Genomic DNA, 19,220 nt, shown 5'->3' on the forward strand with positions numbered 1-19,220 from the left:
ATAAGTCGCTAGACGACCACGATCCGTGCACCACGTCAGTGGACGTCACTGCGCCTGGCCCGGCCGGCCTAGCCTGGCCCCACCTCTGGCCACGCTGGCCGAGGATGTCAGCTGACTGCCAGGACGACGGCGGCACCGAGGCTGCCGAGCCCGACGGCGAACGCCATCTCGGGCAGCCCACCGTCGCGCCGCCGGAAGAGGCGGTCGAACGCGAGCCGCCCCGCGCCGATCGCCGCTACCGCGGTCGCGACCACCGCGATGCACAGCGGATACTCCATGCCGCCGTCGGTTGCCCACAGTCCCCGTGGCACGGTCACGATCATCGCATTGATCATCACGCCGATCACGGCCGCGGCCGCCAGCGGAGTCAGCAGGCCCGCGGCCAGGCCGAGGCCACCGAGGAGTTCGCCCGCGCCGGCCAGCCCGGCGAAGAAGGTGCCGGGGTGGTAACCAAGCTGGGCGAACCCGCTGCCGGTCGCGGTGAGGCCCTCGCCGCCGAACAGGCCGAAAAGCTTCTGCGCGCCATGCCCGGCGAGCAGCAGGCCGAAGGTCATCCGCAGGAGCAGCAGCCCGAGGTCGCCGGCGGACACGGCCGCGGGACGAGCGACGGGGCGGGACACGTCGGGTGGGGCTGGGGTGGCGGGTAGGGCTGGGGTGGCGGGTGGTGGGCGGTGGGGCGTCCGGTGCCGCTCGAGAAGTTTCATGTCGAGACCTCGATTCAGAGGCACACATAGTGATGTTCTGGTCGCTAGGGGTTCTGCCCACGGCGCCGGGCCGGTACCACTGATGTCATCCCGGGGCCGTGGTCCGCGCCCCGTGTGCGGACGCGCCACGGCGTGGCTGTGCGTTTCCGCTGGTAGGCTGCCTGTTTCCGCGGTCGGGGATGACGATCGTGGGTCCGGGGACAGTTGGGTGACGGTTCGTATTGTGCCCGGTTCTGTCCACTCGCCCCATCTGACCAACCGACTGGTCGAACGTCACCCGAACGGCGTCTGTGCCTGACTCGTCCACCTTCTTGATCGGTACTCGGACAGCTACGCGAACAACCAGTACCGGGCGCTGCAGCAGTTCTTCAAGTGGTACGTGGACGAGGAAGAGGTCGCCAGAACGGGCCAACTTCACTCGCCGCCAGTGAACGCGACCAACTCGCACACGAGAAGATCTCCTGTTGATCATGGCCGACGAGGTTCGGTGACTGTTCGCCGTCACCACCAGCCCGCGTTCACACCCGCCCACGCGGTTGCCTGGTCCACCTGGCATCGCGGTCGCCAAGCTGCCGCCCGTGTCACCCCGTCGCCGCCGCCGACGACGAGACCACCAAAAAATATCTCACAGATCACAAAATGATGGCCGTCGTACTAGCCTGCCATCATGGCCACAGGGGCGATCGATATCGGTTTCGCGCAGCGGGTGAAGGCGCTGGCGTGCACCGCTCCGCTGCACGACCTTGACGCCCGCAAGGGCCAAGTGCAAGCCGCTGACTTCACCGTCTACCAGATGAGCGAGTTGGCGCTGCACGCTATCGACCTGGTCACTCTCATGATGGACTTCGACGCCGGCGCGGACCCCGGCCGCGTCGTCGTCGATCTCGCTGGCTGCGCCGCTCGGCAGGCCCCCGCTCGTGACCGGGCCGAGCACGAGAGGGCCGCCCGCTGGGTACTGGAGAACCTGGTCAACGTCGGCTCGGTCGATCGCGGATTCCGCGCCGTGTACGGGATCACCGGCAGTGATGGTACCTACGAGACCTACTCCTTCGATTTCAAGCTGCTCGCAGAGGTTCCGGGCGTGGACGGGGAAATCTACCTGCGCGCGACGAATGAGGCGGTGAACGTACTCGTTGGTGCGCTGGAGATCGATATCGAGTCCGCGCAGATAGCCGCCGACCTGCGGTTGGAGACCTTGGTGCGGCGGGGCCGGCTCTCCGATGCCCAGGCTGCGGCGCAGACCGCCCGTTACCGCACCATTCAGTACGGGGAGATGTTGCGGGTTCAACTGGAAGCTGTCGGGCGCGACGTACGCAGCGTCGATTGGCTGGCGGAGATGCCGACGTTCCTCGACGAAGCGCTCACACACATCGAGGCCCGCTACAAGGCGGAGAACGCGATCCTGCGCAACATCACCGAGATTCGCGACACCGCCGAGACTGCCGACCGCAAGCGGCAGGCCGCCCAGCTGGTGGAGATCGTCCGGGAATGCCTGCGCCGCCACGAGCAGCTGCAGGCCGCCGTCCAGGTCGCCGGACGTCGGTTCCGCGCTGAGCAGGATCGGCAGACCTTCGCCCCCGCCCGCGCTGACGCGACCTTCGACCTGCATGCCCACCTGCTGGTGCCCGTCCTCGGTGCGCCAGTCGCCGCCGCCGATGTCGCGTTGTCGGCGTACTTCGTCCGCGGTGCTGGCCCGGTCACACCACTTGCTGTTCGGCTCGGAGACCTGTTTGCCGCACTGATCACCCCTCCGGTCGAGCGGGAGGTGCTCGGCGGGGAGGTCAGCGAACCCGACCTGGACGACATCGAGCCTGAGTCGGCGTTCCCCGGGGAGTGCTATGAGCTGCTCGACGGGCTGCTTGACCTGGATCATGAAGCACCACGTCGATTGTCCGGATTACTGGAGGAGGCCCGCGAGATGCACCCGTTGCTGCCTTCGCTGGTCGTCATCCGGGTGCTCGCTCTTGCGGCGCAGGAAATCCAGGCCGCGCTGCGGCACGGTGCCCCCAACGTCCTGATCGCCGTCGACGATGGTACTGCGCTGTCTGACCCTGAGTTCGCCGGCGCCGACCTGATAGTTGCCCGCGCCGCCATGGTTTCCCTGACCCCGGAGGATGTCGCATGAGCGCCGCCACCGACATTACTGCCGACGCGGCGCGCCTAATTGGTTTCGGTCTGCGTCCGAAACTGACACCTGCCCGCGACGAGGAATACCGCGCACTCGTCGCCCGTGCGGTTACCGACAGTGAGTTCGCTGCCGCCGTGGATGCGGTCGCCGACGGCCTCGAACTGGTCGTGTTGCACATCAGCAATCGTGCCGGCGTCGTGGTCGCCGCCTCTACCAGCGCTTCAGGATTCGCTGTCAGGATGACGGACTACGCTCGCCGGACCAGTAGCGAGGGCAAGGCCGGCGAACGGGTCGTACATGCCCTCGCGCACCTCGGAGCGGCGACGCTGGCCTACCCGCGTCCAGCCGACCTGGCCGACGAGACCTACATCGGCCGGATCACCGTCGACGGGGTCGACGCGTTTGTCCGTGAGGCCGCCACCCGGTTGGCAAAGAAGGCCGGCGATGACAGTGGGCCCGGCGACCCCAGCACCGCCGAACCTGACCTGGAGGCCGCGTGGCGGGTGTACACCCGCAGAGCTCGTACCGGTACCACCGGTGATGGCCGCAAGCTGTCTACCTCCAGCATCGGCATCGTCGGTAAGGCACTGGCGTTTCTCGCCGACCAGGGACTCCTCCACCGTGCCTCCGACGAGCGTGGCGGCACCTACCGGACCACACCGCGGTATCGAGTGCAGGTCCGCGACGCGGGCGAGGTCATGTTCGGCGAGCTGCTAGGTCTCGGGATCACCGGGGTCAGCGACGGCACAGGGACAATCATGATTGGCTGGGATGCTGCCGCGGTCGCGCTGCTGTAGGGGGGCGGGTGTACGAACTCAACCGGATGCGGCTGTTCAGCGCGGGCCCGCGAGGCGCCCGCTACAACGACGTCACTCTCGATCTGTCCGCTGTCGGCGCTGAGATCGGTGGTCAGAACAGCCTGTTCGCCGCGCCGGTGCGGCGCCCAAGTCCGTTCAGTCTGCTCATCCTGGAGAACGGTGGCGGCAAGAGCGTCCTGCTCAAACTGCTGTTCTCCGTTGTCCTCCCCGGCCGGCGCAATGTTGTTGGCGGGTCGGCCGCGGTAATGGAGAAGTTCGTCCTCGGAGAGAACCCCGCGCACGTGGTCCTGGAGTGGATGCACGTGCGCACCGGTGACCTGGTCGTCACTGGCAAGACGATGCAGTGGAAGCGGGCCCGTGGCGCCGACGGCAGCAAGCTCACCGAGGCGTGGTGGTCACTGCGCCCGCACGACGGCCTGGGACTGGAGACGCTGCCGTTCATCCACGACAGCCGGCATGTACGCCTCGAGGGGTTCCACGGGGCGCTCACCGAGATCGACCGCGCCAGTCCCGCCACCCAGCTGAACTGGTCTGGCGACGGTGTCCGGGAATGGGCGGATCACCTGCGCTCGCTCGGCATCGAACCAGACCTGTTCGCCATCCAACGGCGGATGAACGCCGACGAGGGTGACGCGGCCGATGCGTTCAGGTTCAGGTCCAGCCGAGACTTCGTCGAGTGGCTGCTCAAGACGGTCCTCGACCCGGCGGACGCTGTTACCGCCGCGGAGAACTTCGACAGCTACGCCACCAACATCGGGGACCGGGAGGCGATGCTGCTCGAGCACCAGTTCCTCACCGGCGTGGTCGACACCCTTACCGCCACCGCCGAAGCTCATACGGCCTGTGAAGACGCCGCCGCGGGGCATCGGAGCGCCGCCCGTGCCGCCGCCGGCCTGCTCGGCGCTGTGCAGGCTCGTGCCGCTGCGGAGCACGAGGCCGCAACTGTTCTCCGTCAGGAGCATGTCGCCGCCGCCGGCGTCGCCAGCACCGCCGAGAGCGACCGAGACAAGGCCCGCGACACCGTCAACGAGATCCGCCGGCAGACGCTCCTGCTGCAGATTGCTGATGCTGTGGCCGAACGTGAGACCGCAGATACTGATCACAAAGCCGCTGAGGTCGAACTGGTCGCCTGGGCCGCGGTCGACTACGTCGAGGAACGCGACACCACGATGGCACGCGCCGCGGCCATCGCTGCCAGGATCACCGAGGCTGAGGAGGCCGCCCGCCCGGCGCAGGAGAAGCGAGATGAGGCCGCGGCAGGCCTGCTTGCGAAATTACACGCGGAGATCAGCGCCGCCCAGGCGGAGGTGAAGGCCCATGACACCGCCGCCGGCGAGTACAGGAAGCAGGCTGTTGAGATCGACGGTCGACGCGACACCGCCGTGCGTGAGGCCGAGCGGCTGCGTGGCGATCACCGGACGGCCGAGGCGCTGGTAGCCGAGGTTCGCCGTGCGGTCGACGCGGCCGTGGGTGAGGGACTGCTTGCGGCGGACTCCACGGTGGCCGATGCGGCTGCGCGCGCCGCGACTGCGGCCAGTGAGACCGCCGCACGGCTACAGACTGCTGAGAAGGAAGCGGCTGCGGCGGGGAGCCGCACCCGCGCCCTGGACGAGGAAGCCCGCAAGGCTGACAAACTTCTCCGCGAAGTGACCTCGGCTCAGCAGGAGGCCATGGGCGCCCTGCGGCAAGCCACCAGCCGGGCCGCGCTCATCGCGTCCGATGGGCATGTTCTCCGTCTCCTTGCCGCCGACACCGGCGATGTCGACGAGCTCGACGCCCATGCGGCCGCGGTCATCGAGGCGCTGCATGCTGACATCACCGCCGCCGAGATCAATCTCGCCGAGCTCCACGCCGCGCAGCGCACCGACCAGCGGCTGCTCGACGCGCTCGGCGACGGAGGGCTGCTGCCGCCGCGCCCCGAGGTCGATCAGGCGGTCGCCGTCCTGCGCGGAGCCGGCATTGCCGCGCACGCCGGTTGGCGGTATCTGGCGGAGAACGTGCCCGCCGCCGAGCGCGTCGCGCTCGTTGCGGCTCGCCCGCAGCTGGCCGACGGAGTCGTCCTCATCGATCCTTCGGCCCTGCCCGCTGCTCGCGTCGCGCTGGTCGGCGCCCAGCTGCTGCCGTCCGCCGCCGTCGCAGTCGGCACCGGCGCCGGCCTGCTGTCGGCCGCCGAAAGCGACGACGCCCAGTTCGTCGTCGAGCCGAACCCCGCCCTGTTCGACCTCGACGCCGCCGAGCAGCGCCGCGGCCAACTGCGGCCGATGATGGCCGACCGCGGCGCGGACATCACAGCCCGGGCTGTTGCCCTGGAAGGGATGCGGACCAGTCACGCCGAACTGGTTGCCTGGCGCCGCGTCTGTCCTTCGGGCACGCTTGCCGCCCTGCGGGCCACGGCGGACGCCGCTGAGGCCGCGGTGGCAGAGGCAGCCGTCGCGGTCAGCGAGGCCGTCGCCGCCGTGACCGCTGCCGAGGAACTGCGCGACCAGCTGGCCGACGAACTGCCCGGGCTGCGGAGCGCTGAGCGGGTGGCTTCCGAGCGGGCCGGCGATCTCCGCCGGCTCGCGAACCGGGTCGCCGAAGTCGACGTCCAGCGCCGCCGCCTGCCGGAACTCGTCGCCGCGGCCGAGACGGCCGAGGAGCGTGCCCGCGTGCTCGACGGTGAGCGGCAGGCCGCGCTCGGCAGCGCCGAGGAAGCAGCGCGCGCGGCCGAGAACGCCCGCGGCCGGGCTGAGCGGCTCCGCGAGGATCTGGGATCCGTGACCTCCTCCACCGGCAAGGTCGCCGCCACTGTCCCCGACAGGCCGTTGCCCGAACTACGCTCGGTCTACAACGCCGCCCAGGTCGTCTACCTGGCGGTGGAGGTCGGGCAGGACCTTCGAGCCGAGGCCCAGGCAGCCGAGAGCGCGGCCGCCCTTGCCCGCGCCACGGTCGCCGGCCGGCCGCCCGAGATCATTGCCCGCGCCGAGCAGTTGCTCGCCAGCACCGAGGGTGCCGACCGCGGGAGCCGGGCCAGCGCCGCTGCCCGCCTCGACCGCGACCGCGACCGGCACGCCGCCGCTCACATCGCCGCCGTCCAGCGGATCTCGGTGCTGGACACCCAGCTTGAGCAGGCGAGCCCCGGCGACCAGGACCGTAAGACGTGGACCACACTTCTCGCCGACCGCCGGCCTCGCGACGTCGCCCACGGGCAGGAGCTGTTGCTGGAGGCTCAGTCCGATCAGCGTCGCGTGCAGGAGGCCCTCGACGACGCGGTGGCGGTCGTCACCAGCCTTGGCCGACAGCTGGAGGAAGCCACCGAGGCTGCCCGAGTCTTCGACGCCGTCGCCGCTCCGCTGGAGACCGCACTGGAGGATCTGCCGGCCGACGACCGTCCGATCGGACCCATTCCGTTCGAGGCCACCGCGGACGTGGCTCGGACGCGGGCCGGCGAGGTGCGCGACGCGCTGCGGAGAGCCCGTGCGGCCGACGAGGCCGCCCGCGGCGAGGTCCACCGTCGAGCACAGGCGGTGCAGCGATTCTCCCGAGAACCGCGGTTCGAGGCGATGACCAACGTCGTCCGCCGCTCGCTGCTCGGGCTCGATCCGGACCAGATCGCCGCCCGTGCCAACGGGTTCGCCGGAGCGTTGGCGCAGCGGCTGCAATCACTGACCATCGACCTTGAGCGCGCTCATCGGCACCGCAAGGCCATTGTCGACCGGCTGGTTGCCTCCGTCGAGGCGGCGCTGGGCACGCTGCGGACAGCGTCCCGGCTGTCGAAACTGCCCAAGGAGCTCGGTGACTGGGATGGCAAGGAGTTCCTCCGCATCCGGTTTCCCGAGCCTGACCCCAGCCTGCTCGTCGCCCGGGTGGGCGATGTCGTGGACAAGCTCGCGAAGGACGCCGCCGCCAGCCAGCCCGGCGCGCGCGGTGCCGCACTGAAACGTGATGGCATGTCACTTCTGCTGCGGGCGGTCGAGGCCGCTGTGCCGAGAGGGCTCACCGTCGAGATACTCAAGCCCGACTCGGTGCTGCGTGACGAGCGCGTGCCCGTCGAGCAGATGAAAGACGTGTTCTCCGGTGGGCAGAGGCTCACCGCTGCGATCGTGCTGTACTGCACGCTGGCGGCGCTGCGGGCCAACGAACGCGGTCAGATGCGGACCCGTCATTCCGGCGTGTTGTTCCTGGACAACCCGATCGGCACGGCAAGTGCCGAGTACCTGCTGGACGTCCAGAAGGGGGTCGCCGCCGCGCTGGGTGTGCAGCTGGTCTACACCACCGGCCTGTCCGACGATCGGGCGCTGGCTGCCTTCCCGCTGTGGGTCCGGATGCGCAACGATGCCGACCTGCGCGCCGGGCTCAAGTACATTCGCGTCGCCGAGATCGTCCGCAACCAACTGCCCGAGCCCTATCCGGACCACATGCCTGGCAGCACTGACGACCTGCCGGGCACCGTGACAGCCACCCGCGTTTACCGGCGCCCGGCGTGAGCGCCGCCGGCTCGGAAACACTGCCGCCGCGGGCTACCCGGCTGGCCGCGGTGCTTGAGGAGTGGTCGCGACCTACCGTCACCCTCACCGAACTGTGGACTCTGTGGGCGACCGCCGATCCGGTGTCAGCGACCAGGCCCACCCGTCGGGCGGACCTGGCGGCCGCGCTCGATGCGCTTGCCGCGATCGGCGTGGTCACACCTTCGCGTGCCCGCGACACCACTGCCGCGCCGCCGCTGCCGAAACGGCTTACTCTGCCTGCTCCTACGGCATCGCCGACCGCCGCGGCGCTGGCCCGTGAGGTGCCGTGGCGGCCGGAGCTGGCGTGGGCCGCGTCGGCGCGGCTTACCGTCGGGCAGGTCGGGCTGCTCCGAGAGGTCAATGGCTGGCTGCGTGATCGCGGCCGCGACACCGATGTCGTGCCGCTGCGGGAGCGCTCCCTGGAGGTGTTCGGGCACGAGAAGCGGCTCGACCGGATGCTGCACACTGCCGTTTTCGGCCCTGGCCGGCTCAGCCTGAACCTGCTGCGTACGTTCCGTTCCCGTCCGCCGCTGCCGGCCCGCCGCCTCGGCGACGGCCCGACGCTACTGGTCGTGGAGAACTCCGACACGTTCGACACCTTCGCTCGGGTACTGTCCGCCGACCCTGGCGACGTCGGATATCTGGCGTGGGGTGCCGGTGCGGCGTTCGAAGCGTCGGTGGTCTCGGTCGCGGAGCTGCCCGACGTCACCTCGATCGCCTACTTCGGTGACCTGGATGCCGATGGCCTGCGCATCCCTGACGCGGCTGCTGCCCTTGCCGCGGCCGAGGCATTGCCGGCTGTCCGGCCGGCCACAGGCCTGTACCGACTGCTGCTGGACGTCGGGGTGCCGCAGCCCGGTCAGCCGATGGTGACAGCCGACCGCGCCGCCGAGCTGGCCGCATGGCTGGCTCTGGAGGAGCGTCCCCGCGCGACCGAGCTGCTGTGTGGCGGTGCCCGCCTGCCGCAGGAGGCCGTCACCGCTCGACTGCTCGCCACGGACACCAGCTGGCGGGACGGTCTGCTCTCCGGGCGGCTTGTGAATTGAGTTCACAGTCGCTACAGTTCCCCCTGGATGTCTGGTTGGCCGGGATGCGTGGGCGCCGGGCGTCGGCGGGCCGCAGCGGGCACGAAGGTGGCCCGGTGTCCTGCCAGAATGACCGGGCTGTCCATGAGGGGGATGAGGATGCCGAGTTCGACCACGGAACGTGCGCCAACTCGTTACGGCGCACTGCCGGCGGGGGCGGAGCTGCCCGGTATCGGGGCGCTGGTCGAGGTGCGTGGGCAGAAGTGGGTCGTCGCGGAAACGGACGCCCGGGTCGCGCCGGATGGCGAAGAAGCACATAGCGGTTCGGGCCCAACTGTGCCGAGCTCCCTCATCACCCTGCAGAGCGTCGAGGACGGCCGGTACGGACACACGATCGAGGTGATCTGGGAGGTCGAACCGGGCCGGCGCATCCTGCCCAGCGGCTCCCTGCCCGAGGTGACCAGGGGCGGCTTCGACTCACCCGAACGGCTCGCCGCGTTTCTCGACGCCATCCGCTGGTCGGCGGTGACCTCGGCGGACGCCCGTAGGCTCCAGGCCCCGTTCCGCTCGGGAGTCGCCGTCGAGGACTACCAGCTCGAACCGGTGGCCCGGGCCCTCGAGGCGCCGCGGGTGAACCTGCTGCTCGCCGACGACGTCGGCCTGGGCAAGACGATCGAGGCGGGGCTGGTCGCCGAGGAGCTGCTGCTGCGGCATCGGGCCCGGCGAATCATGATTGTCTGCCCGGCGGGGCTGACCCTGAAGTGGCGTGACGAGATGGCTGAGAAGTTCGGCCGCGACTTCACCATCATCGACGCCGAGCGGTGCGCCGCCGTCCGCCGCTCGCACGGCAGCGCGGCGAACCCGTTCGAGGTCTATCCGCTCACGATCGTCAGCCTCCCCTGGCTGCGCGGCCCGAAGGCGCAGCGGCTGCTCGACGAGGTACTTCCCGGTGACGGCCAGCCGACCTACCCGCGCACGTTCGACCTGCTCATCCTCGACGAGGCGCATCACGTCGCCCCGGCCGCGCCGAAGCAGGTCTACGCGATCGACTCGCAGCAGACGAAGCTGATCCGCCGCCTCGCCCCGCATTTCACCCACCGGCTGTTCCTGTCGGCCACTCCGCACAACGGTTACCTCGCGTCGTTCACCGCGCTGCTGGAGATCCTCGACGATCAGCGGTTCGCCCGCGGCGTGGCACCGGACCAGAAAGCGGTCGAGGAGGTGGTCGTCCGCCGGCTGAAAGGCGGCATCGAGAACGCGGACGGCACGCCACGGTTCCAGGCGCGCCGCTCCATCGACATGCCGGTGGTCTATCCCGACAGCGAGCGGGAGATCCACGGCCTACTCAAGGAGTTCTCCGCGCTGCGCCGGGTCCGGCTGAACTCGGAGCGCGGCCGGAAGGCGACCGACCTGGTGACGCTACTGCTGAAGAAGCGGCTGTTCTCCTCCCCAGCCGCCTTCGCACACACCGTCGCCGTCTACCGGGAGACCCTCGCAGCCAGGCAGGGGCGCGGCGGAGGCAGCGACCTCGGTAGCGCGCCGGAGTGGGATGACGTGCCGGAGTGGATGGAGGACTACTTCGACGACGTCGCGACCCTCGACGACGAGCAGCTCGCCGACGCCGAGGACGACGCGCTGGGTCGGGTCCGTCCGATGCAGCCGGACCCCACCGAGGACGAGACCGGGCTGCTGGAGCGGATGCAGCGCTGGGCGGACGCCCACGAGGCCGAACCGGACGCGAAGGCCCGCGCCCTGCTCACCTACCTGGCCGCGGTCTGCCGGCCCGACGGGAAGCACTGGCTGAACGAGCGGGTCGTCGTCTTCACCGAGTACCGCGACACCCAGATCTGGCTCTCCGGGCTGCTGCGCCAGGAGGGGCTCGGCGGGGAGCGGCTGGGCCTGCTGCACGGCGGCCTGCCCGCCGACGAGCGCGAGCAGCTCCGGCTGGCCTTCCAGGCCGACCCGAGCGAGCACCCGGTGCGCATCCTGCTCGCCACCGACGCGGCCAGCGAGGGCATCGACCTGCAGAACCACTGCCACCGCCTGGTGAACTACGACATCCCGTTCAACCCGAACAAGCTGGAGCAGCGGATCGGCCGGATCGACCGGTACGGGCAGCGCCAGCAGCCGGAGATCCGGCACTTCGTGGGCTCCGGGTGGAGCGGCGCTGTCGACTCCTACGAGGCCGACCTGGAGTTCCTGTCCCGGGTGGTGAAGAAGGTCGCGCAGATGAAGGCCGACCTCGGGTCGGTGAACGCGGTCATCTCCGACCGGGTGCAGCGCCGGATGCTCGGCGAACGGGTCGCCGACCCGGCCGACCTCGACCTCGACGTCACGATCAACGCGGTGGCCGCGAAGGACGAGGCCGTCCCCGTCGCCGAGAACGTGCGGGAACAGGTGCGCCGGCTGCGCGCCACCCTGGACGACACCGTCCGCGATCTCGGCATCACCCCGCGGGCCGTCCACCGGGTGGTGGGCACGGCGCTCGACCTCGCCCGCCAGCAGAAACTGAAGCCGCATGTCGACGAGCGCGGCGACCTGTTTGAGGATCACACCCCCGGGGCGCCGGACGGCGAGCCCGGCGACGGGATGTTCGACGTGCCGACGCTGACCGGCTCGTGGGCGCGCGCCTCGGCCGGGCTGACCGAGAAGCTGCACCGTGACGGCGCCCCGCCGCGCCAGCTGCCTGTCACGTTCGACTCGGCGGTGGCCCGCGGCCGCGACGACGTCGTGCTCGCCCACCTCGGCCACCGACTGGTCGACATGTCGACCCGGCTGCTGCGCGGCGCCGTCTCCAACGCCGACGTCGGCCTGCACCGGGTGGCCGCGGTGCGCACCGACGACCCGCGCTGCGAGGAGGTGCTCGTCGGCGCGTTCTCCCGGTTCGTGCTCGTCGGCGCGGACGGCGTGCGGCTGCACGAGGAGGTACTGCAGGCCGGCGGCTGGATGCCGGCGGCCGGCCGGTTCCGCCGGCTGGAGAACCTCACCGTCCTCGGGGAGATCGTCGGATCGGCGCTCGCCGCCGGCCGCCCCGTCACGCAGGAGACCCAGGAGCGCCTCGCCGAACGGTGGCCCGCGGCACGCGAGGGCGTGCTCTCCGCCCTGAACTGGCGGACGCGGACCCGCCACGAGTCGCTGACCCGCATCCTGGCGCAGCGTCAGAGCGCCGAGGAGGCCCGGATCACCGCGATCCTGGACCAGTTCGCGAGCACGCTCCGCTCGGCGCTCAAGGATCCCGACAACGAAGAGGACGCCCTGTTCAGCCGGGCTTCCGTTGCCAACAGCCGGGAGGAACTGGCCCAGTTCCGCCGGGACAAGCAGTCCTGGGAAGAACGCCTGCACCGGCTTGATCAGGAAAAGCAACGGGAGCTCGATGTGATCGCCGGCCGTTACCGTGACCCGCGGCAGCACCAGTTCCCCGTCGCGGTCGTCCTGGTCGTGCCGGCCCAGGAGGCGGGACGATGAGCGCGGGGACGACAACCGGTAACCGCGGTGGCCGAGGCGGTTCCGCCGGGCGGCGGCGCCCCCCGGCCCCGGACGGCGTGGCGCAGCACCGCGACTGGCTGAGCCTGATCGACGTCAGCGGCCCGTTCCTGAGCCTGCCGGTGCTGCGGCGGATCTGGCCGACCCTCGACCCGCTGGAGAAGAAGACCCGGGAGCGGCTGCGCCAGGAACACGCCACCTGGCTGGACGCCCCGGCGGCCGGCCAGCGCGACTGGGTCCGGTTCGTGCTCGCCGAGCTCCTCGGCTGGGGCGACGCACTGGCCTGGCCCGAAACCGGTGGCGAGGTGGACGCCGGCCCGGCTGCCGCCGCGGCGATCGGTGACGCTGATCCCCTGGCCGCGCTCGCCGTGGACGTCGACCAGCACGACACCCGCGTCGTCCCGTCCTTCGTCCTCGTCGACCCGGACGTCGCCGGCGCCGCCGACAGCGCCGCCGGGGTGAAGCCCGACGCGGTACGGATACTCGGCCTGGTCGTGGCGCCCGGACAGTCGCCGACCGGGCGGGTCGCCGGGCAGGCCTGGGCGGCGACCCCCGTGGACCGGGCGGCACTGGCCTGCCGGCATCACGGCATCGAGCTGGCACTGGTCACGAACGGCCGGCAGTGGGCGCTCGTCTGGGCCCCGCGCGGCGGGGTGACGACCACGGCCGTGTTCGACGCGGTGTCCTGGCCGGAGGCAGCCGAGCGCGACGTGGTGCGCGCGTTCGTCTCGCTGCTGTGCCGACGGCGGTTCTTCGGCGTACCGGACACGGAGACGCTCGTCCCGCTGCTGAAGGCGAGCCTCGGCAGCCAGGAGGAGATCACCGAGGCGCTGGGAATCCAGGTCCGCCAGGCGGTGGAGCTGCTCGTCGCCGCCTTCGGTCGCTGGCACGTCGCCGAGCACGCCCGCGGCAGCGTCGGGCTGCGCGACATCCCCGAACACGACATCTACCGCGGCGCGGTCGCGGTGATGATGCGGATCGTCTTCCTCCTCTACGCCGAGGAACGCGGCCTGCTGCCCGCCGACAACGAGCTGTACGCCGGCACCTACTCGGTCGGCCGGCTCTGCGCCGACCTCGAACAGCAGCTTTACGACGGCGCCACCGAGGACGACCTGGAACAGTCGACAGCCGCCTGGCACCGGCTGCGGGCCCTGTTCACCGCCGTCTACACCGGCGTCGACCACCCCCGGCTGCGCATGCACGCCCACGGCGGCTCCCTGTTCGACCCGGACACGCACCCCTGGCTGCCGCTCGGCGTCGACGACCGGACCGTCCTGCACATGCTGCGCGCCGTCCAGTACGTGCAGGTCGGCAGCGGACGGTCGCGGGAGCGGCGGACGCTGAGCTTCCGGTCGCTGGACGTCGAACAGATCGGCTACGTCTACGAGGGCCTGCTGTCCTACGACGCGCAGCGCGCCCCGGCCGGCGAGGTGATCGTCGGACTGGTCGGCAAGGAGGGCCTGGAGGCCGAGGTCGGGCTCTCCGAGCTGGAGGACCTGGCGTCGCGGCACCGGGGCCGGCCACTGCTCGCCGCCGCCCTCGCGGAGCGCTTCGCCGCCAGCGGGATCGGCTCGCCGAAGGCGGTCGAGAAGCGGCTCACCCCGCTGGAGGCCGGGGGGCAGGAGGAGGCACGCAAGGCCCTGCTCGCCGTGACCCGAGGCGACTACCCGACCGCCGAACGGCTCCTGCCGTTCTACGGCCTGCTGCGCCGGGACCTGCGCGACCAGCCGGTGGTCATCCTCGAAAGCGGCCTGTACGTCACCGAGTCGCCGCTGCGGAAGAACACCGGCACGCACTACACGCCCCGCTTCCTCGCCGAGGAGGTCGCGAACAACGCCTTGGAGCCGCTGGTCTACGCCCCGGGCCCGTTGCAGACCGCCGACACCAACGCCTGGAAACTGCGCTCCAGCACGGAGATCCTTGCGCTGAAGGTCGCGGATATCGCGATGGGCTCGGCCGCGTTCCTCGTCGCCGCCGCCCGCTACCTCGGCGACCGCCTCGTCGAGGCATGGACGCTGGAAAGCGACCCCCGGGCCGGCGGCCGGGCGGCTGGCTCAGCCGGGGTGGTCACCTCCGGCCCCGGCAATCTGCCTGGGCACGATGAGACCGGCACATGGCTTGGCCGGGACGCCGAGGACGACGAGGCCGTTATCGAGGCCCGGCGCCAGATCATCGAACACTGCCTGTATGGGGCGGACATCAACGAGATGGCCGTCGAGATGGCAAAGCTGTCCCTGTGGCTGGTCTCGATGGATGTCCGGCACCCCTTCACCTTCCTCGACGACAAACTGGTCGCCGGGGACTCGTTGCTGGGCATCACCTCGCTCGACCAGCTCGAATACATGCACCTCGACCCAGCCAAGGGCCGCGAGCTGCACTCCGACATCTTCGGCTGGACGTCGGGCATCCGTGAACTGGTCCGTGACGTGACCGCCGAACGCCAGGCAATCATTGCGACCGACGGATCGACACTGGAGGGCCTGGCCAAGAAGCACGCTCTCCTATCACGGACCGAACACGACACAGCCCGCCTGCGGCTCTTCGCGGATCTGACGGTGGGTGCCTCCTTGGCGGGCAGCCGCAGGTGGGCTGGGAGCAGCGATCCGCATGCTCGGGCGGAGATCGTCGAGGGCAAGAGGGCCAGCCGGGACAGTTACTTCCTGACCGCGGCCCGGCTCGCGAACGAGGTCGCGGCCGGGCAGGAAGACGATGAAGCTCGCGGTACCGCCCGGACCTGGCTGGCCACCGACCATGTCTCCGGTTCCTTCAGCCGGGAGCCGTTGCACTGGCCGCTGATCTTTCCCGAGGTGTTCGAGAAGGGCGGCTTCGACGCCGTCATCGGCAACCCACCGTTCCTTGGTGGGCAGAAACTCACCGGAACGCTTGGAGTCGCCTACCGTGAGTACCTGGTCGAGTATCTTGGCTCCGGCGCGCGGGGAAGCGCCGATCTGGTCGCCTATTTCGTGTTGCGCTTCCACGCCCTGCTCAACGGCGGTGGCCAGACAGGTCTGATCGCGACGAACACTGTGACTCAGGGCGACACCCGTGAGGTCGGCCTCGACCAGGCCGTCGCCGGGGGATATGTAATCCGTCGGTCGGTCAAGAGCCTTCCCTGGCCGTCCAAGTCCGCGACGGTGGAGTACAGCGCCGTCTGGACCACCACCCAGATCGGGCAGAACGCGGCGCGTATCGCGGACGGCACCCTCGTCCCCGCGATCGCACCATCCCTGGACCCTGAATCCCGAGTTTCCGGCAACCCGCATCGGCTGGCAGCCAACGCCGGGCTGTCTTTTCAAGGATCAAACATCCTAGGTCTCGGTTTCACCATGGAGTCGGAACGCGCGCAGGCCCTGATCGCGAAGGATCCCGGCAACGCCGAGATTCTTTTCCCGTACGTCAACGGCCAGGACCTGAACTCGCGCCCCGACTGCTCCGGCAGCCGCTGGGTCATCAACTTCCATGACTGGCCCGAAGGCCGCGCCCAAGAATACCGTGACTGCTACGACCAGATCCGTAATCTAGTCAAACCCGAGCGTGATCTTAATCGCTTCAGTAAGACGGCGCGAGAGCGCTGGTGGCGCTTTGAGAGATCTAGGCCCGAGCTCTATGGTGCGATCAAAAATCTTGACCGAGTCATCGCGATTGCGCGAGTGAGTTCCACCTTGATGCCGGCAATTATTTCGACTGGGCAAGTTTTTAGTGAGATGACCGTAGTGTTTGCCGCAAAAGACGGGGTGTTGTTGGCGCTACTTTCGAGCTCTCTGCATTATTGGTGGGCGGTCTCGCGGGCCTCATCCATGAAGGCCGACCTTCGCTACACCCCCTCGGATGTTTTCGAGACATTCCCATTTCCGGAGATGGCGGGGGAGATGAGGGAACTCGGGGAGCGGTTGGACAGGTTCCGGCGGGAGGTCATGCTCCAGCGGCAGTCTGGGTTGACGAAGACGTACAATCTTGTTTTTAACCCCGGCTGTAAAGACGCTGATATCGTCGAGCTTCGGGAGATTCACCGGACCATCGACGAGGCTACCTTTCGCGCCTACGGCTGGGAGGACATGCTCGAGCGGGGGCTCGACCACGGCTTCCACCCGGCCGGGAAGTACACCCGGTACACGATCGGGCCGTGGGCGCAGAGGGAGGTGCTCGATCGCCTCCTCGAACTCAACCATGCCCGGTACGCCGAGGAGGTCGCCGCCGGGCTACATGAGAAGGGTGCCAAGAAGAAAGGCGCCCGTGCCAGGCCGGCTGCTGCCGCACCACCGGAAGCGGCCCTGTTCGACCTGTAGTTTGTGCTCGCACGACCCCGCCGACCATGGTGTAGGGGAGGTCGGCTAAGATGGGCGGCCGGCCGGCGATAGACACGTCTTCCGTCTCCGCTGGCCGCATCACCGTCGAAGGCCGGGCAGCCTTCGGCGCACGCTGGTTCAGGGGGGATCCATGCGTCTCGATTCACCGCGCCACCTCACCGTCTCCACGGCCTTCGGCGTCTCGGCCAGGCTGCTGACCAGGCCCATCGCCGCCGTGGAGGCTGTCGCCGAGCGCGCCTTGCTGTAGTCCTTCGGCGTGGCCGGTCGTCACCAAGGCGCCGGACGGAGGATTTGGAGCGGCTCTCGCCGAGCCGCTGGAGCTGGCGGTGGCTTTGAAGCCGCAGGGCTGAGCGTTGCCAGAATTCGCCGACCCAAGCTGTCCAGGAACGGACCGCGGCCGAAAAGGACTGCGCGCGACCATATCAGCTAGCCTGGAACCTGGGCTAGCTATCACACACCCCGCGAGGCCAGGTAATCCTGTGTCGTCGTGGAGGTGAATTCAACGCTGCCTGAAAACATTCACAGCGGCGATTTCTACGGGGGCTCAACATGCGTAATTCCAGGCTTGTCATCGTTGCCGGTTTCCTTGTCGGGATGGTCGGGTTGACCGGCTGTCTGGAGGAGACGTCTGTCTCCTCCACCGGGACCACCTCCGGTCCGGCACAGAACGCCGCCGCGGACGGATCGACCGGCGCGCCGGTCGGGCAGCCTGGCTCGGCACCGAACGGAACCAGGCAGGCCCAGTACGACGAGGTCCTGGAAGTACGCAAGGATGGCCAGGTTGCGGCGACCCTCAGCGTCGCCGAGCCGAAGCCGGTCGCGTCCTTCTACAACGGCTTCAGCACGCCGACAGCCGGCCCGTCGTTCACCACCTTCATGGTGTCTTTCGCCTCGCAGCAGCAGGGCTTCGACGTCAACCCGTTCGACTTCTTCGTCCGCACGCCCGACGGCGCCCGGGTGCAGCCGACGTTCGGCTGCGAGCCGGCGTTCAACGCGGCGACCCTCGGAGCGGGGGAGAAGTTCCAGGGCTGCCTGACCGTCGACGTGGCCCACGGCAACCTCGTCTACACCTCGAACCTGTTCGAGTCCGCCAGCCTGGTGGAATGGCCTGCTTTCTGAGTTTGTGACTTCTGGGCACCGTCCACGACAGGAGATGAAACCCATCATGTCCGGTAGTTCCGGGACGCCCGCGGTGTCACCTATGCCACCGCCGCCGCCCGGCTGGTATCCCGACCCGAACGACCCGAGCCGGCAACGGTGGTGGAGCGGGGCCGCCTGGGGGTCGGCCACGTCGCCGGGCGTTTCTGCGCCACCGCCGGTACAGCCGTCCTGGCCGCCGCCGGGCGTGCCGTCGCCAGGCCCGGCTCCGCGGATTGGTCCCGTCGGGCCGCCGGCGCCGCCCGTCCCGGGGTTCCCGCCGCCGTCGGGGCCGCCTCCGACGATCGGCTATCTGGCGCGGGAGGCCGCGGGGGAGCCGACGGCGTGGGCGGTTGCCGTGGCTCCGCTGGCTGGGTTGCTCGTCGGACTGGTGGTCGGCGCGGTGTCGCCGGAACTCGGCGTCTCGGCGGCGGTCTGGCTGGGGATCTTCGTCGGCTGGGCCGGCGGGCTGTTCCTCGCGATCGTCGACTACCGGGTCCTGCGCCATCTCGGGGAGGAGCCGGCCCACTGGGTGCTGGCCTTCGTGTCACCCTGGGCGTACCTGCTCGGGCGGGCAATGTGTCGCCGCCCCGCGCCCTGGACGACCTGGGCCGCCTTCGGCCTGTGCGTAGTGCTGACGCTCCTGTCGTTCCCCCTCGCCAAGCCACTTACCAGCAGCGTCCTCACGGCGAACTCGGTGTTCGATCGGGATCGGGTGCAGCGGGACATCGCCGAGGAGATCAGGCGTCAGAGCGGCGTCTCGGTGACGGTGTCCTGCCCGAAGGACCCGCCGCTGTCGGCCGGGTCCACCTTCCGGTGCGTGGCCGAGGGAGAGGGCGACAGGATCTTCGTGGTCGTCACGATGGAGGACGACAGCGGCAGCTACACCTGGATGACCCTCTGAGCTACTTCCGCGTGAGCCGATTAGACCACCCTGCGAGAAATTACCTGTGCCGCCGTACACGGAGGAAAATGTGATGACATGGTTCGTGGGCGGTTCGCGTGAATAATCCGTCTCGTGGACGTCGAATCATCTGGTGGGTTGCTCGCCACCCGCGGTGGAGCTGCTGTATCGGCATCGTCTTCGTCGTCGCCATGATCGCGGGCAACGTCGGCGGCTAGGAACCGGCA

Annotated in this window: 9 protein-coding genes and 1 pseudogene; 9 read left to right on the forward strand and 1 reads right to left on the reverse strand. The window is 69.6% G+C overall.

Features of this window, described 5'->3' with window-relative positions; translation table 11 throughout:
* Positions 1-107 precede the first annotated feature (107 nt).
* Positions 108-704, reverse strand: a complete 597-nt coding sequence (locus MXD62_RS01485; protein ID WP_248827627.1) for a DoxX family protein — start codon at positions 702-704, stop codon at positions 108-110.
* 667 nt (positions 705-1,371) lie between these two features.
* Between MXD62_RS01485 and MXD62_RS01490 the strand changes: the two genes are divergently transcribed.
* The 9 genes and pseudogenes from MXD62_RS01490 (at position 1,372) to MXD62_RS01525 (ending at position 18,993) form a co-directional block, all read left to right on the forward strand.
* Complete coding sequence (locus tag MXD62_RS01490; protein WP_248827628.1) at positions 1,372-2,829, forward strand: hypothetical protein; 1,458 nt, start codon at positions 1,372-1,374, stop codon at positions 2,827-2,829.
* Positions 2,826-3,629, forward strand: a complete 804-nt coding sequence (locus MXD62_RS01495) for a hypothetical protein (RefSeq protein WP_248827629.1) — start codon at positions 2,826-2,828, stop codon at positions 3,627-3,629. Before MXD62_RS01490 ends, MXD62_RS01495 begins: the two co-directional genes overlap by 4 nt.
* Before the next feature lie 8 nt (positions 3,630-3,637).
* The gene (locus tag MXD62_RS01500) at positions 3,638-8,116 is read left to right on the forward strand and encodes a hypothetical protein (RefSeq protein ID WP_248827630.1); all 4,479 of its coding nucleotides are present in this window, start codon (positions 3,638-3,640) and stop codon (positions 8,114-8,116) included.
* A complete protein-coding gene (locus MXD62_RS39585) occupies positions 8,113-9,183 on the forward strand; it encodes a Wadjet anti-phage system protein JetD domain-containing protein (protein WP_248827631.1) in 1,071 nt (356 codons plus the stop codon). The genes MXD62_RS01500 and MXD62_RS39585 overlap by 4 nt, the downstream gene beginning before the upstream one ends.
* A gap of 138 nt (positions 9,184-9,321) precedes the next feature.
* Positions 9,322-12,627 carry a DISARM system SNF2-like helicase DrmD gene (gene drmD / locus MXD62_RS01510; RefSeq protein WP_248827632.1) on the forward strand — a complete coding sequence of 1,102 codons (3,306 nt, stop codon included), beginning with the start codon at positions 9,322-9,324 and terminating at the stop codon, positions 12,625-12,627.
* Positions 12,624-16,931, forward strand: a complete 4,308-nt coding sequence (locus MXD62_RS01515) for a type IIL restriction-modification enzyme MmeI (RefSeq protein WP_248827633.1) — start codon at positions 12,624-12,626, stop codon at positions 16,929-16,931. The genes drmD and MXD62_RS01515 overlap by 4 nt, the downstream gene beginning before the upstream one ends.
* A gap of 615 nt (positions 16,932-17,546) precedes the next feature.
* Positions 17,547-18,071 carry a hypothetical protein gene (locus MXD62_RS01520; RefSeq protein WP_248827755.1) on the forward strand — a complete coding sequence of 175 codons (525 nt, stop codon included), beginning with the start codon at positions 17,547-17,549 and terminating at the stop codon, positions 18,069-18,071.
* 82 nt (positions 18,072-18,153) lie between these two features.
* Positions 18,154-18,255: pseudogene (locus MXD62_RS40015) on the forward strand (DUF2510 domain-containing protein); the annotation flags it as partial.
* Positions 18,256-18,447: 192 nt separating this feature from the next.
* The gene (locus tag MXD62_RS01525; protein WP_248827634.1) at positions 18,448-18,993 is read left to right on the forward strand and encodes a DUF4333 domain-containing protein; all 546 of its coding nucleotides are present in this window, start codon (positions 18,448-18,450) and stop codon (positions 18,991-18,993) included.
* The last annotated feature ends 227 nt before the right edge of the window (positions 18,994-19,220 follow it).

Origin of the sequence: Frankia sp. Mgl5 (genome assembly GCF_023242985.1) — a bacterium.
In the GTDB taxonomy this organism is placed as follows: Bacteria; Actinomycetota; Actinomycetes; order Frankiales; family Frankiaceae; genus Parafrankia; species Parafrankia soli.